The following is a 23,616-nucleotide window of genomic DNA, read 5'->3' as shown; positions in this document are numbered from 1 at the left end:
CATGACTGACAACGCCCCCGAAATGTCCGCCGAGGAGAAGGCCAGCCTGGCGCTGGTTTCACGAATGGAGTTTGACAACGAAGCGGTCTGGCTGCCGCTTCTGGCCGTGCACTGCTGGAACGCTGGACAGACCACAATCGACGGACGAACCTTCACCGACTGCCTGATCGAAGGCCCGGCCGTCATGGCCGTCATGGACGGTTGCGAGTTCGAGGGGTGCAACATGGGCGTGGCCGCCAACCCCCGCACCCTGCTGCTCAAGCCGCTGGGCGAGAAGATCGCGGGCGCGATTGGTCTTTCGAACTGCCGTTTCGTGCGCTGCCGCTTCGCCCAGGTCGGTTTCACCGGGGCGGATACCCTTCTGGCGGAAATGGAGCGCGATCTTCTCAGCGCGCGAGGGCAGGACGCCGCTTCGTGAAGTTCACTCTCTCCTGGCTGAAAGACCACCTCGAATCCGGGGCGGACGTCGATGCGGTCGCCCAGGCGATGACCATGGCCGGGCTGGAGGTCGAGGACGTCCACGATCCCGTCGCGGCGCTGGCGCCCTTCACCGTGGCCAAGATCGTCTCGGCCGAGCGGCATCCGAACGCCGACCGGCTGCAGGTCTGCCAGGTCGAGACGGTCGACGGTCTGAAGGAAATCGTCTGCGGCGCGCCCAACGCGCGGGCGGGCCTGACAACCATCTATGCCCCGATCGGCGCCTATGTGCCGGGCCTGGGCGTGACCTTGGTCGAGAAGCCGGTGCGCGGCGTGGTGTCCAACGGCATGCTGTGCTCAGCGTCGGAGCTCGAACTGGCTGACGAAAGCGACGGCATCCTGGAACTGGCGGACGACCTGAAGGTCGGCGAGCCCGCCGCCGGCGTGTTTGGCGCCGAACCGGTGATCGATTTCGAAGTGACGCCCAACCGGCCCGACTGGCTGGGCGTGTCGGGCATCGCCCGCGATCTGGCCGCCGCCGGTCTCGGCGCGCTGAAGACGCCCGAGATCGCGCCTGTGCCCGCGACCTCCGGCGCGACCGTCGCCATCCGCATCGCGGCGCCCGAGCTGTGCCCGGTCTTCGCCGGCCGTGTGATCCGCGGCGTGAATAACGGCCCGTCGCCCGAGTGGCTGCAGCGGCGCCTGACGGCCATCGGCCTGCGCCCGATCAACCGACTGGTCGATGTGACCAACCTGATCTCCTACGACCGCGCGCGACCGCTGCACGTCTATGACATGGCCAAGCTGGCGGGCGGCGAAATCGTCGTTCGCGGCGGCCAGACGGCGCGCGACACCGGCGAGCCCGAGCATCTTATCGCGCTGGACGGCAAGACCTATGCGCTCGGCGCCCATATGGCGGTCATCGCCGACGCCGCCGGCGAGCGGCCCATCGGCCTGGGCGGCGTCATGGGCGGCGAGTCCACCGGCTGCGACGAGACGACCGTCGACGTTCTGGTCGAAAGCGCCTGGTTTGATCCCATCGTCACGGCTCAGACGGGCCGCGAGCTCGGCATCCACTCCGACGCTCAGTATCGCTTTGCGCGCGGCGTCGATCCGGAGTCGGTCACGCCGGGCCTTGAACTGGCCACACGCCTGATTCTTGACCTGTGCGGCGGCGAGCCTGGGCCCATCGTGGTCGCGGGCCAGGCCCCGGCCGCGCCCGCGCCGGTCGCCTTCGATCCGGCCCGCATCGGCCGCCTGACCGGCCTGACGATCGATGAGGACCGCATCGCTGAAATCCTGATGGCGCTGGGCTTTGCGGTGGAACGCGGCACGCCCTGGACCGTTACGCCGCCATCCTGGCGCCGCGACGTCGAAGGCCCCGCCGACCTGGTCGAGGAAGTGGCCCGCATCCAGGGCTACGACGCCCTGCCCTCAACGCCCCTGCCCGAGGCGCCGCGCGCGTCGGGCGGCGTGCTCAGCCCCATTCAGGCGCGCGTCCGCACCGCGCGTCGCGCCCTGGCGGGCCTGGGCTATGCCGAGGCCGTGACCTGGTCCTTCCTCAAGCGCGAGATCGCCGTACGCTTCGGCGGCGGCGGCGAGGCGCTGCAGTTGGAGAATCCCATCGCGGCGGACCTGGACTGCATGCGGCCGTCCATACTGCCCAATCTGATCCAGGCAGCCGCCCGCAACGCCGCGCGCGGCCACGCCCAGGCCGCCCTGTTCGAGATCGGGCCGATCTATCTGGGCGATGGTCCCAAGGATCAGCGCACGGTCATCGCCGGCCTGATCGCACCGCACGCGCCGCGTCATTGGGCCAGCTCCGGCGACGAGCCGCTGTCGGCGCTGAAGAGTGATCTGCTCGCCCTGCTGGAAGAGATCGGCGCGCCGGTCGCCTCCCTGCAACTGGCGCAGGGGTCCAACCGCGACTGGTGGCACCCCGGCCGTTCGGCGCGCCTGCAACTCGGTCCAAAGACCGTCGTGGCCGAGTTCGGCGCCCTGCATCCGTCGGCCCTGAAGGCGCTGGACGCCGACGGTCCGATGCTGGCGTTCGAGATCGTGCTGGATGCAGTGCCCGCCCCGCGCGGCAAGGCGTCCAAGGCGCGTCCGCCGGCCGATCTGCCGTCGCTGATGCCGCTGACCCGCGACTTCGCCTTCGTGGTCGAGGAATCGCGCGCGGCCGGCGATCTGGTTCGGGCGGTTCAAGGGGCCGACAAGGCCTTGATCGTCGAGGCGCGCGTCTTTGACGTCTATCGCGGCAAGGGCGTGGACGACGGCTTCAAGTCCGTCGCGCTCGAGGTAGTCATCCAGCCCCGCGAGGCGACCCTGACCGAGGCCGAGATCGAAGCCCTGTCGGCCAAGGTTGTGACGGCGGCCGAGAAGCTGGGCGCACGTCTCAGAAGCTGACCCCTGGCGCCGGGCCCGAGCTCGCCTAGATTGAAGCCATGAGCCTGGAGCCTCTTGATCCGCCTCTGGCGGGCCCGGTCTTCTTCGACCGTCGCGAGCTGGACCTGATCCTGCGGGTCTACGGCCGCATGGTCGCCGCCGGCGAATGGCGCGACTACTCCGTCGTGGGCAAGAAGGAGATGGCCGAGTTCGCCGTGTTCCGCAGATCGGGCGACGCCCCGGCATATAGGATCGAGAAACGGCCGGCCCTGCGGCTGCGTCAGGGCCAATGGGCGGTCGTCGGCGAGGGCGGGCACGTGCTGAAGCGCGGGCGGGAGCTGGGGCAGGTGCTGCGAATTTTCGACAGCGGCCGCTTCACGGTCGTGGATTAGACCTCTGTTCGGCCTCAGGCGGCCAAACCCGCAGCCCGCATCAAATCTTTCAACGGGGCTATAGCCTCGGGCGCGGCCGTCAGGTCGGCGCGAGTCTGAGGCTGGCGGAACAGCCTCAGCGCCTCGGCTTTGGCGCGATCCGCGGCCGGCCCCAGCGGCGCGGCCTCGCCAGAGGCCAGGCGCAGCAGGGCGCCCAGTTTCTGGGGCGTCGATACCCTGGCGCGGCTCAACTGAGCCAACAGCCGGGTTTCACGTTCGACCACGTCGCCCACGGCGCCGATGGCGTCGCACAGCTTGCTTTCCTCGACTTCCGAAAGGTCGCACAGGCGCGCCGAGCGCTGCAGCGCGGCCAGGGCCAAAAGCTTCTGTGACGCCGTCTGCCCCGCCTGGCGCATCTCGCTCTCGAACCGCAGAGAGGACACGCAGGCCGACATCCAGCGCGCCGCCGACCGCTTGTTGGACGCGCCAGTCACATTCTCGCAAAGCCAGGCCAGGTGCTGGGCCTCGTCCAGAACCGTGGGACAGCCCTTCACATAGGCCGCGACGAAATCGGCGGTGACCAGGCTCTTTGACCGTTCGGCGAAGGCCGACAGCACCTCCTCCTGACTCAGCAGGCGGTCGGAGGCTGCGGTCAGTAGCGTCGCCAGCGCGCGCAGGATCTCGATTTCACCCACGGCATCCGACGGACGCAGCCGGCGCGGTCCCTTGAGTTCGCGTGCGATCATCCGCGCCAGCGCCGTCGCCAGAAGCGGAAAGTCGCCAACCGCCAGCCGCTCGGCCAGCCGCGCCGCCGGCCCGTCCAGCGGCGGGATCAGCAGCGCAAGGTCCGGATCGACGCGCAGGACCGCATCGACCTCGCGCGGCGCGATCATGCGCACGACCGCCGCCAGACTGCCGCCCTGGTCCAGAGCCGGGCCCAGGATCTCCGCCAGGCTGGTGCGCGCCGAAAGCAGTTCGCTGGCCAGTTGCTCGATCGGCACCATGGCGAGGGCGCGCGGCGGGCCCTCGGCCGGCGCCCCTTCGGCCATATCCATCAGCCGCCCCAGCTTCGCCCGAGCGCCGCGCAGCGGCATCAGAGCGCCCGCCAAGGCGGCCCCCATCAGCAGCCCGCGCTCGGCCTTGCCCGAAAGGCGGTGGGCGACATCGGCGATCGACCGGTCAGTCAGATCGGGAATCTTCTGCGAACGGCCCAGCGCCATGAGCCGCTCGATGGCTTGCTCCGACAGCTTCTGATAGCGCCGAACCAGTTCGTGCACGGACTGACCAACGGCCTGACTCTCGGGCACGGCTATCTTCTGGACCGCATGCTGCAGCTCCACGCCGGACGCCTCCAGGCGCTCGGCGAGATCGGGCCGATGAAGCAGTTCGAACGCCGTCGCGCCTTGGCGCGCCAGCCAGTCGTCAAGCACGCGACCAATGAGCTCGCGGGCGTGCGGCGTATAGAAATCCTGCGCCCCCCTGCAGGACGGCCCGGCCTCTTCTTCCGAAACCAACCGCTTGCGCTTAACCTCCGGGGCGCCCTTGGTCAGGATGGTGACGCTGGCGAACTCCATCGTCTCGGGGTCCAGCGTCTCCTTGGTGACGCGCACCGCCGCAGCCCGATCGTCCTTCAAGAGATCCTCGGCCGTTTCGATCGCCGTCTTTCGGTCTTCGACCGCCATCAGCAGCGACCAGGGCGCCGGGGCGGTCTTGCGCACATAGACTTCGTAGTGGATCGGACCGGCCATGTTCGCACCCTTCGCCGCTCGGCCTTAAGGCCAGGTTGCCGACGCGACAGGTTGCGCCTGACGGCTGCCCCGCCCATGTCTTGAAGCGGACACGAATTCGATAGAACGGTTACGCTTGCCGCGCGTTTAGGCGTATCGACGAGCATCGCCGCTCGTCCGCGCCGCCTCCCGGCGCGCCGCTTTGAGGAGAAGCCCTTGGCCAACATCACCCTGGTCGATGACGACGAGAACATCGTGGCGTCCGTGTCTCTGGCGCTGGAAAGCCATGGCCACAAGATCACCGCCTATCATGACGGCGCCTCGGGCCTGGAAGCCCTGGAGGCGACGCCGCCCGACCTGGCGATCCTGGATGTGAAGATGCCCCGCATGGACGGCATGGAGGTGCTGCGCCGCCTGCGTCAGACCTCGCAGATCCCGGTCATCATGCTGACGTCCAAGGACGAAGAGATCGACGAAATCCTCGGCTTCAACCTGGGCGCCGACGACTACATCCACAAACCCTTCAGCCAGCGCCTGCTGATCGAGCGGGTGAAGGCCCTGCTGCGCCGCACGGGCGCCGACGGCGGCGAGGCAGAGCCGTCGGTCGAAGGGGCGGGTCGCGCGATCAAGCGCGGCAAGCTGACCATGGACCCCGCACGCCATGAATCCATGTGGGACGGCAAGCCGGTCAAGCTGACCGTGACGGAGTTCCTGCTGCTTCAGGCCCTGGCCCAGCGTCCCGGCTTCGTGAAGAGCCGCGACAATCTGATGGACGCCGCCTACGACGATCAGGTCTATGTCGACGACCGCACCATCGACAGCCACGTCAAGCGGATGCGAAAGAAGTTCCGGGTGGTCGATCCCGAGTTCGACGCGATCGAGACCCTGTATGGCGTCGGCTACCGATACCGCGAGAGCTGATCGACGGGACGCCGACGAGGCGCGCCAAGTCCGCCGACGGCTGATGCGCTTCGGCGGCTCGCGCCTGGGCGGCTTCATCCTGGCGCTGAACCTGCTCAGCCTTCTGATCCTCTTCGGCGGCGCCCTGGCGCTGAACGAATGGAGCCGGGGCCTGATCAATGCGCGCCAGGAATCGCTGGCCAGTCAGGCTCAGTTGCTGGCGAACCTGCTGGGCGAAGCGGGCGCCACGCGGGGTGATCCGATCCCGTCGCTGAACCCCAACGACGCCTCGCTTCTGTTGAGAGACAACTTCATCCCGGCGGGACAGCGGGCGCGCTTGTATGATCTCGACGGTCTGCTGGTCACTGACAGCTATGCCGTTTCGGACCATATTCCGGGGCGGGCTCTGCCGGCAGCGCGTCCCGCAGGCACGTCCCCAGACGCCGATCTGGCGAGGGAGAAGGCCGCCGATGGCCGGCGCACGGAGGCCGCCCGCCTGGTGCTGGGCCAGGAAGTGGAGCGCGCCCTGGCCGGCGAACCTCAGACCAGCGTGCGCCGCAACGAAGAGGGCGAACGGGTCGTCTCGGTCTCCATTCCGGTGCGCCACGTGCAGCAGGTGCTGGGCGTGCTGACGCTCGAAGCCGGCGACGTCGACGAAATTCTGGCCGCTCAACGCGGGGCCCTGGTGCCCTTCGCGCTGGTGGCGCTGGCGGTGAATCTGCTGGCGTCGCTGCTGCTGCACCTGTTCGTGGCGCGGCCGGTGATGCGGCTGTCGGCGGCGGCGGATCAGGTCAAGCTGCAGCGGGCGCGGGCCATCTCCCTGCCCGATCTTGAGGACCGCAAGGACGAGATCGGCGATCTGGCGCGCTCGCTCGAAAGCATGACCGAGACGCTGTCGACGCGCATGGACGCCATCGAAGGCTTCGCCGCCGATGTCAGTCACGAGATCAAGAACCCGCTGACCTCCATCCGTTCGGCGCTGGAGACCCTGCCGCTGGTCAAGACCGACGAACAGCGCGCCAAGCTGACCGCCCTGCTGCAACAGGATGTGCGGCGTCTGGATCGCCTGATCACCGACATTTCCAACGCCTCCAGGCTGGACGCCGACCTGTCGCGCGACCGGCCGCGCGCGATCGACCTGACGGCGCTGCTGGGCGAGATCGTCAATGTCTATGAGACCACGTCAAAGCCCGGCGAGGCTCGCGTGCGACTCGAGACCGACACGTTGGACACCAAGGCCCCGGAGGCTCGGGTCATGGGCCGCGACGGGCCGCTGGGTCAGGTCTTCCGCAACCTGATCGACAATGCGCGATCCTTCAGCCCGGCCGGCGGCGAAGTCCGCGTGCGGCTGGCGCGTGGCGAGGCCGAGCCCGGCCTCTGGCGTATCACGGTCGAGGACGACGGCCCCGGCATCCCGGCCGAGAACCTGGAAACCGTCTTCCAGCGCTTCTACACCTCGCGGCCCAAGGGCGCGGCCTTCGGCTCGAACTCCGGTCTGGGGCTTTCGATCGTGCGCCAGATCGTCGAGGCGCACGGCGGCGAGGCGCGCGCCGAGAACCGAATGGACGAGGCGGGACAGGTGCAGGGCGCGCGGTTCGTCGTCACCCTGCCCGCCACCACGCGACGCGGATGACCGCGCCGCTGCACGCCACGGTCGTCGCCCGCCGGGGGCCGACGGGCTGGCGGGCGCTGATGATCACCGGCCCATCGGGCGCGGGAAAGAGCGACCTGGCGTTGCGCCTGATCGCCTCGGGCTGGACGCTGGTGTCGGACGACTACAGCCTGATATGGGCCTCGGCCGGCGCGCTCTACGCCCGCGCGCCCGACACTATCTCGGGCCGAATGGAGGTGCGGGGCGTGGGCGTGGTCCGCCTCCCTCGACGCGAAACGGCGCGCGTGGTTCTGGCGCTGGACTGCGTGGACGGCCCGGTGGAGCGCCTGCCCGAAGCCGGCGCGTTCGAGATCGACGGCGTCGCCATCCCGCGCCTGGACATCGACCCGCGCCTGCCCTCGGCCGCCGCCCTGGCGGCTGCGGCGATGCAGGGCCTTTGACGCCGCGCGGCTTTGGCCTAAGAACAGCCGCTTGCGGTCCTGTCCGCGCCGTCGAATGACGGCCGGGGACGTCACGAGGCGTTTGCGGGTGAGCCCTGAATGATCGGCCTGGTCATCGTCACGCACGGCGGCCTGGCCTCCGAATTCCTTTCCGCCATGGAGCATGTCGTCGGCCCCCAGCGGGCGGTCGCGGCCATCTGCATCGGCCCCGAGGACGACATGGAACGCCGGCGTCGCGACATCGTCGACGCCGCCGCCGCCGTGGATGACGGCGACGGGGTCATCCTGCTGACCGACATGTTCGGCGGCACGCCCTCCAATCTTGCGATCTCGGTGATGGAGCAGACGCGCGCCGAGGTCATCGCCGGCCTGAACCTGCCCATGCTGATCAAGCTGGCCAGCGTGCGCGGGCGCGAGAGCCTGGAGGCCTGCGTGGCCCACGCCCAGGACGCGGGACGCAAATACATTTCGGTCGCCTCATGGGTCTTGGCAGGCGAGAAATGAGCGATCAGGCCGTGACCCAGCAGCAGGCCTCGGCCACGCTGAACATCTGCAACACGCGCGGCCTGCACGCCCGCGCCTCGGCCAAGTTCGTCAAGACGGCGTCCGAGTTCGAGTGCGAAATCCGCGTCAGCCGCGATGGGACGACGGTCAACGCCCTGTCCATCATGGGACTGCTGATGCTGGGCGCCGGCATCGGCTGCACCATCGACGTCGAGGCCGAGGGTGCGGGCGCCGCCGAAGCGATCGCGGCCCTGACCGACCTGGTCGACCGCCGCTTCGACGAAGATCAATAGCGGCCGATCAACGGCCCATCAGGGGCCAGGCGGCAAGCCAGGCCAGGCCGACCAGCACCATCACCACCACGATCACGCCGACCGCAGCCCGGCGCGCCCAGCCTCTGCGCTTGAGCGCGGTCACCGCCATGCCGCCCTCCGGCCCCATTGTCACCAAGCCAGCCAGAACCGTAGCCGACAAACCCCACGGCCCTAGCGGCGCGGCGCTCGGCGCTTCCGCGTCCGGGTCTGGCGGCGGGGCGCTCCCAACGGCCTCCAGCAAGGCGCGGGCCTGATCGGCGTCAGAAGCGGCGACGCTCAGACGGCTCCAGCCCAGCGCCTGCTGCATCAACGGATCGATGCGCGCGTGCTGGTCGCCCGCGACCCAGGCCTCCACGCCCTGAGACGCCAGGTAGCCCCGCGCGATTTCGGCCTCGTTGACGTCGGCGAAGCGCCGGATCTCCACAAGGCTCATGGCGCGGCCCTCAGAAAAACAGGCCGTCCTGGCGGCGTTCGGGCGGGTCGCGGCGCGGCGGTTCGGGCTGGCCCCGAGGCTCGACTGGACGGGCGAAGCCGTCGCCGCCCCCAGGCCCGGGGTTGGCTTGCGGAGGCTGGATCGGCTGGACCGGCTGAGAGAAGCCCTGGTCGTCCGCGGACGGCAGGCTGTCGTAAGGCACGCCCTCGCCCGTCATCAGGTCGCCGATGGGATCCGGCGCCCGCCAGCCCTCAGGCAAGGGCGGGCCGTCCGGAATGCGCTGGACCGCCAGGCGCGGCAGGGCCGCCTCCATGAAGCCGCGCCAGATCGCAGCCGGCGCATTGCCGCCGGTCACGCCGCGCATGGCGGTGTTGTCGTCCTTGCCGACCCAGACGGCGGCGACGAAGCCGCCGGTGTAGCCCACGAACCAGGCGTCCTTGTAGTCCGAGGTCGTGCCGGTCTTGCCCGCCAGGTCGCGGCCGCCGATGGCCACCGAACGCGCCGTGCCGGAGGTGACCACCCCACGCAGCATCTCGTTCAGATAATAGAGCGGCGGATTGTTGATGGCCTGGCCCTGCGCCGCCTCGCGGCCCGCGTGGCTGTAGATCACCCGGCCGTCGGGGGTGCGGATGGTCTCGATGCCGAAGGCCTGGACGCGACGCCCGCCGTTGGCGAAGGCGTCGTAGGCGGTCGCCATCTCCAGCGGCGACACCTCGACCGCGCCCAGCGCCATCGACGGCTGGGTGCCGATCGAGGACGTGATCCCCAGCCGCCGCGCGGCGCGCGCCACGCTGTCGCGACCGACCTGATCGGCGATGTAGGCCGCCACCGTATTGGTCGATTGGGCCACGGCCTGCGACAGGGTCATCTGCCCGGCGAAGGTTCCGGAATAGTTGCGCGGGCTCCAGCCGCTGATCGTCACGGGCTGATCCACCACCGGCGTCTGCGGCGTATAGCCGGCCTCCAGCGCCGCCAGATAGACGAAGGGCTTCCAGGCCGAGCCCGCCTGCCGCTTGGCGTCGACCGCGCGGTTGAACTGGCTGTCGGCGTAGGAAGCGCCGCCGATCATGGCGCGCACCCGGCCGTCGCCGTCCAGGGCGACCAGCGAGGCCTGCTCCACCCCGCGATTGGCGTCACGGTCCAGTATGCGGCGCACCGCACGCTCGGCGTCGGTCTGAAGCGTCAGATCCAGCGTGGTCTGCACCACTAGGTCCTCGGTCGGTTCGCCGACCAGGCCCCGGATCTGCTTGTCCAGCCAGTCGACGAAATACTGAGCATGCTGGGTCGCCAGGGTGCGCGAGACGCGGACCGGCTCGGCCACGGCGGCGGCACGCTGGGCCGGGCTGATGACGCCCATCTCCTCCATCTCGTTGAGCACGACGGTGGCGCGCGTGGCCGCCCGCTCGCTCTCGGACACCGGAGAATAGCGCGATGGGGCCTTGAGCAGGCCGGCCAGCAGGGCGGCTTCTCCAACCGTCAGCCTGTCGGCGCTCTTGTCGAAATAGCGTTGCGAGGCCGCCTCGATCCCATAGGCGCCGGCGCCGAAATAGACGCGGTTCAGATACAAGGCCAGGATTTCGTCCTTGGAGAACTTCAGCTCCAGCCAGACGGCCAGGATCAGCTCCTGCACCTTGCGGCGCATGTTCTGCTCGGGCGTCAGGAACAGATTCTTGGCCAGCTGCTGGGTGAGGGTCGAACCGCCCTGCACGACCCGCCCGGCCCGCGCATTGGCGACCAGGGCGCGGCTCATGCCGATGGGATCGAAGCCCGGATGATAGTAGAAGCGCCGGTCCTCGATGGCGATGAAGGCGGCGGGCACATAGTCCGGCAGGGCGTCCAGATCGGCCGGCGGCGCCATCTGGGTGCCGCGCACCGCGATCAGGGCGCCGGAGCGATCCAGATAGGTGATCGAGGGCTGGCGATCGACATTATACAGGCTGGAGGTGTCCGGCAGATCGCGCGCGAACACGGCGAAGAAGGCGACCGCGAAGATCAGCCCCCAGACCGCCAGCACCATGCCCCAGTAGACCAGTCGCTGAAACCAGGTGCGCCGGGGCTTGGGCGCCCCGCCCTGGACTTTGGGATTCGCCATCTACGCCCTCTCGCCAACCCTCTCCCGTTTAGGCCGGGCCGAGGGCATCGCGCAAACGCCCCGCTGCGTTCACGCGACCGTGAAGCGCTATTTCGCCGAAAGAATGGCGCGACGCGCGAGCCAGACCCCGTCACCTGCGGCGTCGACGGCCAACCCCGCCTCGGCGAGCAGAGCGCGATATTCAGAAGGGTCCAAGCTGCCGTGGTACAAGGGCTCGCCGAGCCATTCGCCGAGGGTGTCTCCATGCGCCGGACCTGAGGTGAACATCAGCCGTCCACCAGGTCCGACACGGGCGGCGAGGCGCGGCAGCACATGGCGCTGATCGTCGGGCGTCAGGTGAAACAGGCTGTGCCAGGCCAGAACTCCGTCGAACGGGCCGGGTGGCAGCCGCTCGCGCATGTCAGCCGCCTCCCACCCGCCAGCCGGCAGGGTCCGCCGTGCGTGGTCGATCAGGGCCGGCGCCGCATCCAGCCCCAGGACGGTGCAGCCTCGCGCCAGCAAGGCCGCCCCGATCGGCCAGCCCGATCCGCAGCCGACGTCCAGGATTGAGCATCCGGAAGGCAGGCCTTCCAGGAACCGATCCAGCCACAAGCCCTCGTCCGGGCCGCCAGCGCCGCGATAGAGGTCGACGCCGCGGTCGTTGATCCAGTTGCGGGCGTGCGCCTGATACAGACCGACGATGCGGTCGGCGGCCGGATGGCTCATCGCGCCAGGAAGGCGTCCAGCTCGGCGTTGAAGCGGTCGGGCTGGTCCCACATGATGAAATGGGCGCTGTCGTCGATGCGCTTCAGCTGGGCGGACGGCAGGGTGGCGAACGACATGCGGTAGATGCCGTCGGTGATCTCGGGCGTCATCCGCGCGTCGTTGAACTTGACGTACAGCACCTCGACCGGCGCGGTGATGCGCGACAGTTCGGGCCGCAGGTCGGTGACGATCAGTTCGCGGAAGGCCGAGGCGGCGACCTTCTGGTCGCTTTCGCGCATGTGCTCCAGCGCCTCGGCACGCCGGGCCTCGGTGTTGATCATGCCGTTGATCGAAGCAGTCGCCTGTTCGTCGTAGGCGGCGCGCGGGCTGTTGGCCATGCCGGCGTAGACCTGATCCGCAACCGGGGTCACGCTTTCGGCCGTGGCGCCGGGCGCGCCGAACATCGCCCCCATGAACGGGACCATGTCCACGACCATCAGCTTGCCGACCAGATCGGGATGGCGTGCCGCCAGCATCATGCCGATGGTGCCGCCCATGGAGTGGCCGACGACCGCCGGCTGGTTCAGACCCTGCTCGCGGATGTAGCGGGCGATCTCTTCGGCCACCGGCGCGGCCACGGGACCGGTCGCATTCGCCCCCGCCTCGGCGCCGGCGAAGCCGTTCACATGGATGCGGTGCACGCGGTAGCGGCCGCCCAGGTGATCGACCGCGCCCTGCCAGATTTCCGGCGACGACGTCAGGCCCGGAATGAAGATGACGTCCGGTCCCTGGCCCTCCACCCTCACATGCAGGCGGTCCGACACGAAGTCGGCGTGCTGATGGCCGGCATGGGCGCCGTGCTGGGCGTGGCCGGTATGGGATTGGGCTTGCGCGGCGACGGGCGCGGCGGCGGCGATGAGGGCGGCGATGGCGATGCGGATCATGACAGTCTCCCCGAAGGCGATGGCGTCGTCCTACGCCTCTTACTTTGCAATGTAAAGAACTCTGCATACAACGCCACGACAGCCGCCGCGTCGCTTGATATGGACAGGCCATGAAGACCGCAGACACCGCCGCCGTCCAGCCCTCCAATGTCGAACGCGCGCCGCCGCCCGCCGCCTTCGGCAAGGGGTTCGTGCGCGACGCCTGGTACTTCGTCGCCCTGGCGCGCGACGTCGCCGCCGCCTCGCTGAAACGCTATGAGATCATGGGCGAGCCGGTGCTGATCGGACGGACACGCGCGGGCCAGGTCTACGCCATGCGCGACATCTGCCCGCACCGCGCGGCGCCCCTCTCGGCCGGCCGCCTGGTCGACAAGCCGGGCGAAGGCGAGACGATCGAATGCCCCTATCACGGCTGGCGGTTCCGTCCCGACGGCGTCTGCGCCGCCATTCCCTCCCTGGTCGAGGATCAGGCGGTCAAGGCCGACCGCATCCGGGTGCGGTCTTATCCCGTGCGCGAAAGCCAGGGCGTCGTCTTCGTCTGGATGGCGTCGGACGCCCGCAACCCGACGTCGCCCGACCATGAGCCGCCGATCTTCCCCGGCGTCGTCGGCGGAGAGGCCAAGCTGGTCGAGGCGATGGATTTCGACAGCCACATCGACCACGCCGTCGTCGGCCTGATGGACCCCGCCCACGGCCCCTATGTGCATCAGCAGTGGTGGTGGCGGTCCGAGCATTCGATGCACGAGAAGGCCAAGGCCTTCGAACCGCGCGAGCACGGCTTCGCCATGGTCCGCCACGCGCCGTCATCCAACAGCCGCGCCTACAAGATTCTGGGCGGCGCGCCAGCGACCGAGATCACCTTCCGCCTGCCCGGCTATCGATGGGAGCATATCCTGGTCGGCGAGCGGCAAGTCCTGGCCCTGACCTGTCTGACGCCGGTGACCGAGACCAAGACCCGCATCACCCAGATCTTCTGGTCCGACCACTGGGTGTTCAACCTGGCCAAGCCCTTCCTGCGGATGGGCGTGGTCGCCTTCCTGAAGCAGGACGGCGGCATGGTGAACCTGCAGAACGAGGGCCTGCGCTACGACCCGACCCTGATTTGGATCGACGACGCCGACAAACAGGCCAAGTGGTATCAGCAGCTGAAGCGCGAATGGACGAAAAGCCGCGCCGAGGGGCGCGACTTTTCAAATCCGGTCCAGCCGGCGGTGCTGAGGTGGAAGAGCTAGGCCGCTGAGGCCCAGCCTCACTGCCGGTTCAACGCACCCGCCAGAATGGCGTCTATCTGGCGGCCGATGTGGTCCGACAGGGTCTCGACGTCCCAGCCCTCATATGCGGCGCGGCGATAGTTCGACAGATAGGCGGCCCAGACCAGTTCGCCCAGCAGGCGGGGATCGGCGTCCGACTTCAGCTCTCCACGCGCCTTGGCGCTTTCCAGGACTTCCACGCCGACCATCGGCAGGGCCTTGAAGGCGGAACGCAGCCGCGCCTCGGCCTCGGCCGGCTGGAACCACGAACGGGCCACCACCGCCTGAACCAGCGGCAGTTGCTCAAGCGATGCGTGATAGCCCGCGATGAAGCCGTTCACCAGGCGATCACGCACAGGCGCTTGGCGCGATGCGCCTTCGCGCAGCACATTGGCGGCGCCCTGCAGGTCTTCGGTCAGAACCGCTTCGAACAACTCGGCCTTGTCCTGAAAGTTGGCGAAGACGGCGCCAGTAGACATCCCGGCGCCCTTGGCGATGTCGCGGATGGTGGCCGGGTCGTAGCCGCGCTCGGCGAACAGGGCGCGGGCGGCGTCGAGAACCTTCTGCCGCGTGCGGACCTTGGCGGCCTGACGGCGGTTCATCCGCGGAGCGGTTTCGGTGGAGACGACGCCGGAGGGGGAGGCTTCACTCATGGAACGGCTACTCAACGCTGATTGGCGGGCAGCCCCGCCGTGAACACAGCGTCCGCGCGTCGGATCATGCGACCCGTCGCCTGGACGATACGGAATTTACTGGCTGCCCTGACAGGCTGGGAAGAGCCCGGCTTAGACCAACCAAGAATGACCAAAATGGGTCGTGGACTGCAACGCTTGAGGCCCGGAATTCTGTGGGTCGAAACACAACGTCATCCGAACCTGACCGCTTTCATGAATTTTTTTTAAGGCGACTCCGAGGCAGGTCGGCATAGGGTCGCCGCCGACCCCGGCAAGGCCGGGCCGCATCAAGGACTTCGTTTATGAAGAGACTGCTGATCGGGGCCGCCGCGGCCGCCCTCCTCCTGCCCGCCCAAACCGCAATGGCCCACGATGACGGCCACGACCACGCCTGTATCGACGAGGCCTGCACCGTCTTCGAATTGTTCCAGACCGCGCCCGTCGCCGGCGGAACCTCGGGCTGGCAGGGCGTCGAGGCGCCCAAATACGGAACCTGGGGTTTCGACCTGTCGAGCCGCGACACTTCGGTGCGCCCTGGCGACAACTTCTTCCGCTACGCCAACGGCGCGGCGCTGGACCGACTTGAGATCCCCTCGGACCGCACCTCCTACGGCTCCTTCGCCCTGCTTCGCGAACTGTCCGACAACCGTCTGAAGGCCATGGTCGACACTCTGTCAGCCCGCAGCGACCTGGCGGCCGGCTCCGATGAACAGAAGATCGCCGACGCCTATCGCTCATATATGGACGAGGCGCGGGTCGAGCAGCTGGACCGCGCGCCGATCGACCCGTACCTGGCCGACATTCGCGCGCTGGACACTCACGCCAAGCTGGCCGCCTACATGGGCCGCACGGATCGCACGCGCGGGTCGCTGTTCGGCATGGGCATCAGCGCCGACCAGAAGTCGCCTGACGCCTATGTCAGCTACATCAGCCAGTCCGGTCTGGGCCTGCCCAACCGCGACTACTATCTGGACGCACGCTTCGAGCGTCAGCGCGGTCTGTATCGCGCCTATCTGGAGCAGATGCTGACCCTGGCCGGCTGGGCGAACCCGTCGGCATCGGCTGATGCGGTCATGGCCTTCGAGACCCGCATCGCCGAGGCCCACTGGAGCCCCGAGCAGAGCCGCGACCGCGACCGGACCTATAACGAGTTCACCCCCGCCAGCCTGACCGAGACGGCGCCGGGCTTCGACTGGGCCGGCTATATGAACGCCGCTGGACTGGGCGACGTGCAGCGTGTGGTCGTTCGCCAGAACACAGCCTTCCCGCAGATGGCGGCCATCTTCGCCGAAACGCCGGTCGAGACCCTGCAGGCCTGGCAGGCCTTCCACACAACCGACCGCGCCGCCTCGCGCCTGTCCAAGCGGTTCGCCGATGCGCAGTGGGGCTTCCGCCTGCGCGATCTGCAGGGCCAGCCCGAGCAGCGCGCGCGCGACAAGCGCGGCATTTCCTTCACCGAAGGCATGTTGGGCGAGTCCATGGGTCGCCTCTACGTCGCCGAATACTTCCCGCCGGAATCCAAGGCCAAGATGGAGGAGCTGGTCGCCAACCTGCGCGTCGCGCTGGAGGCCCGCATCAACCAGCTGCCGTGGATGGGCGACGCCACCAAGGCGCAGGCTCAGGACAAGCTGAAGAAGTTCAACGTCAAGATCGGCTATCCGTCGAAGTGGCGCGACTACTCCGCCCTGGACATCCGCGCCGACGACCTGTTCGGCAATGCCGAGCGGGCCAACGCCTTCGAGTGGAACTACAATCGCGGCCGCATGAACGGCCCTGTGGACCGCGATGAGTGGGGCATGACGCCGCAGACGGTGAACGCCTACTACAACTCGACCATGAACGAGATCGTCTTCCCGGCGGCGATCCTCCAGCCGCCGTTCTTCGATCCCGACGCCGACCCGGCGGTCAACTACGGCGCCATCGGCGGCGTGATCGGCCACGAGATCGGCCACGGCTTCGACGACCAGGGCCGCAAGTCCGACGGCGACGGGGTGCTGCGTGACTGGTGGACGGCCGAGGACGCGGCCAACTTCACCAAGGCGACCGACATCATGGACGCCCAGTTCGCCAGCTACGAGCCGCTGCCGGGCTATCCGATCCGCCCGGGCCTGAGCCGCGGCGAGAACATCGGCGACCTGGCCGGCGTCACCTTGGGCCTGGAAGGCTATCGCGCGTCGCTCAACGGCCAGCCGTCGCCCGTCCTGGACGGCACCACCGGCGACCAGCGCGTCTTCTACGGCTGGGCGCAGGTCTGGCAGACCAAGTACCGTGAGGAGGCTCTGCGCCAGCAGGTCACCAATGGGCCGCACAGCCCGGCGGAGTTCCGCGTCATCGGCCCGATCCGTAACGTGGACGCCTGGTACGAGGCCTTCGACGTCCAGCCCGGCGACAAATATTACGTCGCGCCCGAGGGTCGGGTCCGCCTCTGGTAGGTCGACGCACCACTGGAAAAGAAAAGACCGGGGTTTGCGCCCCGGTCTTTTTGTTTGGCCACTTCGCGCTGCTTAAGGCCGGAGGTCGCAGCGACGCTGCCTTGCCCGCGCCGCGAGGGCGGCGTAATCGGCGCACCATGTTCGGCCTCGCCAATCCTGAGCGCTTCATGCGCTTCACTCGTCCTCTGACGCCCGTGCTCTGGGCGGCGGCGGCGGTGCTGCTTGCCATCGGCGTCTGGCTCAGCTTCATCGCGCCGGAGGACTATCAGCAGGGCGACACGGTGCGGATCATGTTCGTGCACGTGCCCGCCGCCTCGCTGGGCCTGATGGTCTATGGCGCGTTGGGCGTCGCCAGCCTGCTGTCGCTGATCTTCCGCCACCCGCTGGCCGATGCGGCGGCGCGCGGGGCGGCTCTGCCCGGCGCGGCCTTCACGGCCTTGGCGCTGATCACGGGTTCGCTGTGGGGTCAGCCGATGTGGGGAACCTGGTGGGTGTGGGATGCGCGTCTGACCAGCGTGCTGGTGCTGTTCCTGTTCTACCTCGGCTACATGGCGCTCAGAGCCTCGATCGACGACGAGGCCAAGGCCGCGCGCGCCGCCGCCGTGCTGGGCCTGGTCGGGCTGATCAACCTGCCGATCGTGCGGTTCTCTGTGGACTGGTGGAACACCCTGCATCAGCCGGCGTCTCTGCTGCGTGTCGGCGGCCCGTCGATGGTCACCGCCTATTTGGCGCCGCTGCTGACCATGATGGCGGCTTATGGGGTGCTGTTCCTGGCGCTGTGGATCACCTCGATCCGAACCGAGGTCACGCGCCGCCGCGTTCTGTCGATCCGCGCTCGCCGCGCTCTGGAGGCCTGATGCTGGATCTGGACATGAGCCCCTACGCCGCCTTCGTCTGGCCTGCCTGGGCGATCAGTGCGGTGGTCTTGGCTGGCCTGGTCGTGCGCGCCGTCGCCGCCTCGCGCCGCTGGAAAAACGAGTTGGCGCGTTTGGGCACGGCCGCCGGCGAGGCGGCCCACACTCAAGCAGCGCAAAGCGCGATAGGGCCACAAGACAGCCCTCAAGCAGTGCAAAGCGCGGTAGGGCCAAAACAATGAACCGCTGGCTGGCGCTTCTGCCCCTCGTCGTGATCGCGGCGCTGACGATCTTGTTCATCGGCTGGTCGCTGAAGCGCGATCCGGCGTTTAAGCCCGACGCCCTCGTCGGCCAGCCCATCCCCGAGACGGTGCTGCCGATGCTGGACGGCGACCGGGCAGGCGACGCCATGCTGGACCTGAAGACCGCCGGGCGCGGACGGCCGATGATCGTCAACGTCTTCGCCTCTTGGTGCGCGCCCTGCCGGCTGGAGCATCCGCAACTGCTGGAGCTTCAGCGCCGGGGCGTGGCCGTGGTGGGCATCGCCTACAAGGACGACCCCGCCGCGACCCGCGCCTTCCTGGACGAACTGGGCGACCCCTTCGCCATGGTGCTGGTCGATCGCGAGGGCCGCGGCGGTCTGGACCTGGGCATTTCGGGCGTGCCCGAGACCTTCGCCGTGGACGCCATGGGCAAGATCACCGCCAAGGCGTCCGGCCCTCTGGTCCAGCCGGCCGACATCGAACCCTTGATCCAGGCCATCCAGGCCCCGCCCCGCCCCCTGCCAACCGCCACACCCCGCTGAACCCTAAAGCTCGTTAACCCTCTTTAGACGGTTCCGGTTAACCCTGCGGGCATGAGCGCGATTCGTCCCGACCTGCCCCTGCCTCTGCCCGGCGTGCAACCGGCCAACGATGCGCGCGCGGCCCAGGCCGCCTTCTTTCGCGCCGCCATGGGCCAGCCGGCGCCCGCCGCGCCGGTCGAGACCAAGTCGGCGCCCCTGGATCCCGCGACCCTGCCCCGCCCGCTGGCCGATCGCGTCGAGGCCATGCAGGAAGGCCGTCTGCTGCGGCCGGGCTCAATGCTGGACATCCGCATCTAGGGCGCGGCCCGGCGTCGCAAGCCGGAACCGCTTGCCGATCTGACACGCTTTGTCTCCTCAAGCTTACAAGGAGACGACCATGGCGCGCGCCAAGAAGACAGAAGACCGAAACCTGACCAAGGACGAGCGCGAGCTGGTGGATCAGAGCCGCGCGCCGGCCCTGTGCAAGCTGGAGGGGCCAGAGCTGGTCGGCCTGGCGCGTCGCCTTCGCGAGCGTCGCGACCGCGTCAAGACCCTGTCCCGCAGCCGCGCCCGCGACGCCAAGAGCGGCGCCAAGGAGGCCGGCGCCGACACGGGGGCCAAGGAGAAGAAGGCCGCGCTCGCCACGGCGGTCAAGCGTGTCAACAAGGAGATCGAGCGTCGTCGCGGCGTGAAGCGGGCCGAACTGGCCGGCGCGGCCCAGAAGAACCTGCGCGCCGCCCTGCGCCGCCGCCAGGACGCCCACCCCTGGCGCGGGCCCGAGGACAAGACCTCGGACGCGGGCATGATCGACCTGCCGAACCGCAAGATCGCCCCGTCGGGCGCCCTGCACGCCGAGGGGATGCGCGCCGCCATCTCGCGGTCGACCGGGGATCGGTGAGAATATGATCTCTTGAGGCCAAGGGCGGCGCCTGCCACCCTTGGCCCATGATCGATCGGCCGCTTTTCCCGCCCCTCGCCCCGCCGCCGCGCGGGGTCGAGGCGGGCCTGTATCTGGTGGCCACGCCCATCGGCAATCTGCGCGACATCACCCTGCGGGCGCTGGATGTCCTGGCCGCGGCCGATCTGGTGCTGGCCGAGGACACGCGCGTGTCGGGCAAGCTGTTGGCGGCCTATGGGCTGAAGGCGAAGCTGGAACGGTGCGACGACCACGCCTCGGCTCGCGCGGCCGAGATCGCCATCGAGCGGATCCGCGAGGGGGCCGTGGTGGCGCTGGTGTCGGACGCCGGCACGCCGATGGTGAGCGATCCCGGCTATGTCGTCGCCCGCGCCGTGATCGCGGCCGGACTGCCCCTGCATCCGATTCCCGGGGCCTCGAGCCTGCTGGCCGCCCTGATGCTCGCCGGCCTGCCCGCGGACCGTGTGACCTTCGCCGGCTTCCTGCCGCCCAAGTCGGCGGCGCGGAACGCGATGCTGGAGGAGCTGCGGCCGGGCCGTCAGACCCTCGTCTTCTTCGAGAGCGGACCGCGGCTCAGGGACAGCCTGACCGACATGGCCGCCGTGCTGGGGCAGCGCCCTGCGGCGGTCACGCGCGAACTGACCAAGCTGTATGAAGACTGTGTGCGGGGCCCGCTGGACGCCTTGGCGCAAGACCCGGCTCTGGACGGTCCCAAGGGCGAGATTGTCGTCGTCGTGGCGCCGGGCGACGCCGAGGTCGCCACCGAAGCCGATGCGGACGCGGCCCTGACCGAAGCCCTGACCCGCCTGCCGCCCGGCGAGGCGGCAGCGGAGGTGTCCAAGGCGCTGAACCTGTCACGCAAGCCGCTGTACCGCCGCGCGCTTGAACTGAAGGGCGTCGGGTGAAGCCGGCCGCGCCCTGGCGTCGCCGCCTGGGCGGCCGGTCGCGGCGCGAAGGCCATGCCGCCGAATGGATCGCGGCGGCCTTTCTGATGCTCAAGGGCTATCAGATCCTCGGCTTCCGTCTGAAGAGCCGAGCCGGGGAGATCGACATACTGGCCCGGCGCGGCCGCGTCCTGGCCGTGGTCGAGGTCAAGCGCCGCACCACGCTGGAGGCCGCGATGCTGGCCCTGACCCCGCATCAGCACGCGCGGCTGCTGGCCTCGGGCCAGGCCGTGGCGCGCGGCCGTCCCGCCCTGGCTGGGCTGGATCTCCGGCTGGATATGGTCGCGCTGGCTCCCGGCCGATTTCCGCGTCATCTTCGCGGCGTTATGTCGCCAGACATCGGATATCCGTCGTGACGCGCGAAGAGGCCGAAGCCCAGCTGGCCGAGATCGGCCGCAGCGAGGAGGCGGAGTTTCCCCTTCTGGAGGCCGCCCTCGCCTGCGCGCTGCACGACTGGCCGTTCCGCGACCCCGAGCCGGTCCGCGTCTTGGCCGCCATCGCCGGCGAACGCCTGAAGGAGCGCATCGGCGGCGAGCCGGTCGATGACGCCCTGGCCGAGACGCTGTCGGCCGATCTGCGGTTCAACGGCGATCTGCTGCGCTACGACGACCCCGGGAACACCGACGTCATCGATGTGGCAGAGCGGCGGCGCGGTCTGTCGGCGGCCCTGGCGGTCTTCTACCTGGACGCGGCCCGCCGGGCGGGCGTTCAGGCCGCCGCCGTGGATTTTCCCGGCCACGTCCTGCTGCGCATCGAGACCCCCGAGGGCCCGGTGGCGCTGGACCCGTTCAGCCAGGGGCGGGTCGTCCTGCCCTCCGAGCTGACCCGCCGCGCGCTGCGGGCCGGCCTGACGCCTCATGTCGCGGACCGGCTGGATCTGCTGATGGCTCCGGTCAGCGAGCGGCAGGCCCTGATCCGGCTGCAGAACATCCTGTTCAGCCGCGCGCTCAAGGCCGGCGACTTCGAGGCGGCCGAGCGCTCGGCCCTGCGCCGCGCCCTCTTGGACCCCGAGGATCACCGGCCCTGGCTGGACGTCGCCGCCGCCCGCGAGAAACAGGGCGCCCTGGCCGGCGCCCTGGACGCCCTGTCGCGCGCCCGAGGCGTGGACGGCGCCGCCGAGGTGGGCCGCCAGGTGGTGTTCGACCGCGTTCGTCTGCGCCTGAACTGAAGCTGCGCCTTGCAGCGACGCCCCGCCACGCTCAAGTAAGCCACAACCGACAGCGCCCGCCTCGGCGCTCAAGCAGCCCGCGTCCGTGGCGCGGGCGTCAGCGCCAAACAAGAGAGATCCAAGATGCTCAAGGTCGCCATCCAGATGGACCCCATCGAGGCGGTCGACGTGGAGTCCGACACCACCTTCCTGTTGGCCCTGTCGGCCCAGGAGCGCGGGCACAGCCTGTGGGTCTACGACTTCCGCACCCTGGCGCTGGAGGACGGCCGCCTGTTCTGCCGCGCCCGCCCGGTCAGTCTGAAGGCCGCCCAGGGCGATCATGTCGTCTTCGGTGAAGAGGCCAGGCTGGACCTAGGGGCCGATGTCGATGTGATCCTGATGCGCCAGGATCCGCCCTTCGACATGGCCTATGTCACCGCCACCTATCTGCTGGAGACGGTGCATCCCCACACTCTGGTGGTGAACGATCCCGCCGAGGTGCGCTCGGCGCCCGAGAAGCTCTTGGTCACACGCTTCCCCGGCCTGACGCCGCCGACTCTGATTTCGTCGGACCCGGTCGCCCTGAACGCCTTCCATCAGAAGCACGGCGACGTGGTTCTGAAACCGCTGCACGGCGCGGCCGGTTCGGGCGTGGTGCGGCTCAAGGCCGGCGACCCTAACCTGGACGCCCTGGTCGAAATCCACGCCATGGGCAGCCGCGATCCGCTGGTGATCCAGAAATTCATCCCCGCCGTCTCGGCCGGGGACAAGCGAATCATCCTGATCGACGGCGAGCCGATCGGCGCCATCAACCGCATCCCGGCGTCGGGACAGGTGCGCTCCAACCTGCGTGTGGGCGGCGTCGCGGCGCCGGTCGAGCTGACCCCCCGCGACCGCGAGATCTGCGCCGCCATCGGGCCCGAGCTGAAGCGGCGAGGCCTGATCTTCGTCGGCATCGACGTGATCGGCGACTATCTGACTGAGATCAACGTCACCTCCCCCACCGGCGCCCAGCAGCTGAAGCGGTTCAGCGGCGTCGACGCCGGCGCCGTGCTGTGGGACGTGATCGAAGCGAAACGCGCCGCATAACGCGGGCTTGCCAAACAAGTAGGTTCATGGTTCGTTCTCCTTGGGTTGAGGGAGGCGCGCCATGGTCGCTCGGGTTGTCACGGTCGCCTTCGACGGCGTGGACGCGCGGCGCGTGGATGTGGAGGTCCAGTTTCTGGGCAGTCCGCAGGGCGCCTTCGCCATCGTCGGCCTGCCCGACAAGGCCGTGGCCGAGAGCCGCGAGCGCGTGCGCGGCGCCTTCGCCGGCATCGGCCTGGCCCTGCCGCCCAAGAAGGTCATCGCCAATCTGGCGCCTGCCGACCTGCCCAAGGAGGGCAGCCATTTCGATCTGCCCATCGCCCTGGCCCTTCTGGCCGCCATGGGCGTGATCGCGCCCGATGCGCTGGACGGCTGGGCCGCGGTGGGAGAGCTGGGGCTGGACGGTCAGATCGCCTCGGTGGGCGGCGCCCTGCCCGCCGCCGTCGCCGCCTCGGCCATGGGGCTGGGCCTGATCTGTCCCGAGGCCAACGGACCCGAAGCCGCCTGGGCCGATGGGGCGCAGATCCTGGTGCCCCGTTCGCTGATCGGCCTGATCAACCACTTCAAGGGCTCGCAGGTGCTGCGCGCGCCGGAACGCGGCGACATGCGCTCAGGCGCCGCCGTGCCGGACCTTCGCGAAGTGCGCGGCCAGGAGGGCGCCAAGCGCGCACTCGAGATCGCTGCGGCGGGCGGCCACAACCTGCTG

General features: G+C 69.2%; 26 protein-coding genes. 20 read left to right on the top strand and 6 right to left on the bottom strand.

The genetic code is table 11. The features are described 5' to 3' along the window. The first annotated feature begins 1 nt into the window (after position 1). The 3 genes from ACK4I0_RS03760 to ACK4I0_RS03750 are packed head-to-tail and all read left to right on the top strand — an operon-like array spanning position 2 to position 3,194. On the top strand, positions 2-418 hold the full coding sequence (locus ACK4I0_RS03760) for a hypothetical protein (protein ID WP_409608148.1): 417 nt from the start codon (positions 2-4) through the stop codon (positions 416-418). Then, positions 415-2,823, top strand: coding sequence for a phenylalanine--tRNA ligase subunit beta (gene pheT, locus ACK4I0_RS03755; RefSeq protein ID WP_409608146.1), 2,409 nt, complete (start codon positions 415-417; stop codon positions 2,821-2,823). Before ACK4I0_RS03760 ends, pheT begins: the two co-directional genes overlap by 4 nt. A gap of 38 nt (positions 2,824-2,861) precedes the next feature. Further along, on the top strand, positions 2,862-3,194 hold the full coding sequence (locus tag ACK4I0_RS03750; protein ID WP_409608144.1) for a DUF2794 domain-containing protein: 333 nt from the start codon (positions 2,862-2,864) through the stop codon (positions 3,192-3,194). A 14-nt stretch (positions 3,195-3,208) separates the two neighbouring features. Here the strand turns inward: ACK4I0_RS03750 and ACK4I0_RS03745 are convergent, their stop codons facing one another. After that, positions 3,209-4,921, bottom strand: coding sequence for a hypothetical protein (locus ACK4I0_RS03745; RefSeq protein WP_409608142.1), 1,713 nt, complete (start codon positions 4,919-4,921; stop codon positions 3,209-3,211). Positions 4,922-5,116: 195 nt separating this feature from the next. Between ACK4I0_RS03745 and ACK4I0_RS03740 the strand changes: the two genes are divergently transcribed. The 5 genes from ACK4I0_RS03740 (at position 5,117) to ACK4I0_RS03720 (ending at position 8,649) form a co-directional block, all read left to right on the top strand. Further along, positions 5,117-5,821 carry a response regulator transcription factor gene (locus tag ACK4I0_RS03740; protein WP_409608140.1) on the top strand — a complete coding sequence of 235 codons (705 nt, stop codon included), beginning with the start codon at positions 5,117-5,119 and terminating at the stop codon, positions 5,819-5,821. Beyond that, positions 5,790-7,433, top strand: coding sequence for an ATP-binding protein (locus ACK4I0_RS03735; RefSeq protein WP_409608138.1), 1,644 nt, complete (start codon positions 5,790-5,792; stop codon positions 7,431-7,433). The genes ACK4I0_RS03740 and ACK4I0_RS03735 overlap by 32 nt, the downstream gene beginning before the upstream one ends. Then, a complete protein-coding gene (locus ACK4I0_RS03730) occupies positions 7,430-7,852 on the top strand; it encodes an HPr kinase/phosphorylase (RefSeq protein WP_409608136.1) in 423 nt (140 codons plus the stop codon). The genes ACK4I0_RS03735 and ACK4I0_RS03730 overlap by 4 nt, the downstream gene beginning before the upstream one ends. A 99-nt stretch (positions 7,853-7,951) precedes the next feature. After that, positions 7,952-8,356 carry a PTS sugar transporter subunit IIA gene (locus ACK4I0_RS03725; RefSeq protein ID WP_135062297.1) on the top strand — a complete coding sequence of 135 codons (405 nt, stop codon included), beginning with the start codon at positions 7,952-7,954 and terminating at the stop codon, positions 8,354-8,356. Then, positions 8,353-8,649, top strand: a complete 297-nt coding sequence (locus ACK4I0_RS03720) for an HPr family phosphocarrier protein (protein ID WP_409608134.1) — start codon at positions 8,353-8,355, stop codon at positions 8,647-8,649. The genes ACK4I0_RS03725 and ACK4I0_RS03720 overlap by 4 nt, the downstream gene beginning before the upstream one ends. A gap of 7 nt (positions 8,650-8,656) precedes the next feature. Here ACK4I0_RS03720 and ACK4I0_RS03715 read toward each other — a convergent pair whose 3' ends face one another. The 4 genes from ACK4I0_RS03715 to ACK4I0_RS03700 all read right to left on the bottom strand — a co-directional run bounded on the left by ACK4I0_RS03715 (position 8,657) and on the right by ACK4I0_RS03700 (position 12,823). Continuing rightward, complete coding sequence (locus ACK4I0_RS03715; protein ID WP_409608132.1) at positions 8,657-9,103, bottom strand: putative signal transducing protein; 447 nt, start codon at positions 9,101-9,103, stop codon at positions 8,657-8,659. Positions 9,104-9,113: 10 nt separating this feature from the next. Continuing rightward, a complete protein-coding gene (locus ACK4I0_RS03710; RefSeq protein ID WP_409608130.1) occupies positions 9,114-11,195 on the bottom strand; it encodes a transglycosylase domain-containing protein in 2,082 nt (693 codons plus the stop codon). An 87-nt stretch (positions 11,196-11,282) separates the two neighbouring features. Next, positions 11,283-11,900: a methyltransferase domain-containing protein gene (locus ACK4I0_RS03705; RefSeq protein ID WP_409608128.1), complete on the bottom strand. Its 618-nt coding sequence runs from the start codon at positions 11,898-11,900 to the stop codon at positions 11,283-11,285. Then, a complete protein-coding gene (locus ACK4I0_RS03700; RefSeq protein WP_135062293.1) occupies positions 11,897-12,823 on the bottom strand; it encodes an alpha/beta fold hydrolase in 927 nt (308 codons plus the stop codon). Before ACK4I0_RS03700 ends, ACK4I0_RS03705 begins: the two co-directional genes overlap by 4 nt. Positions 12,824-12,933: 110 nt before the next feature. Here ACK4I0_RS03700 and ACK4I0_RS03695 point away from each other — a divergent pair, with 110 nt between their 5' ends. Further along, positions 12,934-14,055 (top strand): Rieske 2Fe-2S domain-containing protein, encoded by a 1,122-nt coding sequence (locus ACK4I0_RS03695; RefSeq protein ID WP_409608126.1) that lies wholly within the window; start codon positions 12,934-12,936, stop codon positions 14,053-14,055. A gap of 17 nt (positions 14,056-14,072) precedes the next feature. Here ACK4I0_RS03695 and ACK4I0_RS03690 read toward each other — a convergent pair whose 3' ends face one another. Beyond that, positions 14,073-14,726 carry a TetR family transcriptional regulator gene (locus ACK4I0_RS03690; RefSeq protein ID WP_409608124.1) on the bottom strand — a complete coding sequence of 218 codons (654 nt, stop codon included), beginning with the start codon at positions 14,724-14,726 and terminating at the stop codon, positions 14,073-14,075. A 323-nt stretch (positions 14,727-15,049) separates the two neighbouring features. Here ACK4I0_RS03690 and ACK4I0_RS03685 point away from each other — a divergent pair, with 323 nt between their 5' ends. From ACK4I0_RS03685 to ACK4I0_RS03635, 11 genes are all read left to right on the top strand, one after another. Further along, on the top strand, positions 15,050-17,179 hold the full coding sequence (locus ACK4I0_RS03685; protein ID WP_409608122.1) for a M13 family metallopeptidase: 2,130 nt from the start codon (positions 15,050-15,052) through the stop codon (positions 17,177-17,179). Between the two features lie 137 nt (positions 17,180-17,316). Next, positions 17,317-18,036: a heme ABC transporter permease gene (locus tag ACK4I0_RS03680; RefSeq protein ID WP_409608120.1), complete on the top strand. Its 720-nt coding sequence runs from the start codon at positions 17,317-17,319 to the stop codon at positions 18,034-18,036. Next, positions 18,036-18,275 carry a heme exporter protein CcmD gene (ccmD, locus tag ACK4I0_RS03675; protein WP_409608118.1) on the top strand — a complete coding sequence of 80 codons (240 nt, stop codon included), beginning with the start codon at positions 18,036-18,038 and terminating at the stop codon, positions 18,273-18,275. The genes ACK4I0_RS03680 and ccmD overlap by 1 nt, the downstream gene beginning before the upstream one ends. Next, positions 18,272-18,838 carry a DsbE family thiol:disulfide interchange protein gene (locus ACK4I0_RS03670; protein WP_409608116.1) on the top strand — a complete coding sequence of 189 codons (567 nt, stop codon included), beginning with the start codon at positions 18,272-18,274 and terminating at the stop codon, positions 18,836-18,838. Before ccmD ends, ACK4I0_RS03670 begins: the two co-directional genes overlap by 4 nt. Before the next feature lie 51 nt (positions 18,839-18,889). Further along, complete coding sequence (locus tag ACK4I0_RS03665) at positions 18,890-19,135, top strand: hypothetical protein (protein ID WP_409608114.1); 246 nt, start codon at positions 18,890-18,892, stop codon at positions 19,133-19,135. 79 nt (positions 19,136-19,214) lie between these two features. Continuing rightward, complete coding sequence (locus ACK4I0_RS03660; RefSeq protein WP_409608112.1) at positions 19,215-19,715, top strand: hypothetical protein; 501 nt, start codon at positions 19,215-19,217, stop codon at positions 19,713-19,715. A gap of 47 nt (positions 19,716-19,762) precedes the next feature. Continuing rightward, on the top strand, positions 19,763-20,638 hold the full coding sequence (gene rsmI, locus ACK4I0_RS03655) for a 16S rRNA (cytidine(1402)-2'-O)-methyltransferase (protein WP_409608110.1): 876 nt from the start codon (positions 19,763-19,765) through the stop codon (positions 20,636-20,638). Then, the gene (locus ACK4I0_RS03650; protein WP_409608108.1) at positions 20,635-21,033 is read left to right on the top strand and encodes a YraN family protein; all 399 of its coding nucleotides are present in this window, start codon (positions 20,635-20,637) and stop codon (positions 21,031-21,033) included. The genes rsmI and ACK4I0_RS03650 overlap by 4 nt, the downstream gene beginning before the upstream one ends. Next, complete coding sequence (locus tag ACK4I0_RS03645) at positions 21,030-21,845, top strand: transglutaminase family protein (protein WP_409608106.1); 816 nt, start codon at positions 21,030-21,032, stop codon at positions 21,843-21,845. Before ACK4I0_RS03650 ends, ACK4I0_RS03645 begins: the two co-directional genes overlap by 4 nt. A gap of 123 nt (positions 21,846-21,968) precedes the next feature. Further along, entirely contained in the window at positions 21,969-22,913 is a 945-nt protein-coding gene (gene gshB / locus ACK4I0_RS03640) for a glutathione synthase (RefSeq protein WP_409608104.1), read from the top strand. Positions 22,914-22,974: 61 nt separating this feature from the next. Further along, positions 22,975-23,616, top strand: a 642-nt coding sequence (locus ACK4I0_RS03635; RefSeq protein WP_409608102.1) for a magnesium chelatase domain-containing protein, incomplete at its 3' end; no start/stop codon positions are given.

The organism is Brevundimonas sp. (assembly GCF_046295775.1).
Taxonomy (GTDB): Bacteria; Pseudomonadota; Alphaproteobacteria; order Caulobacterales; family Caulobacteraceae; genus Brevundimonas.
The sequence above is the reverse complement of the archived record's forward strand: the minus strand, read 5'-3'. Positions and strand labels throughout refer to the sequence as shown.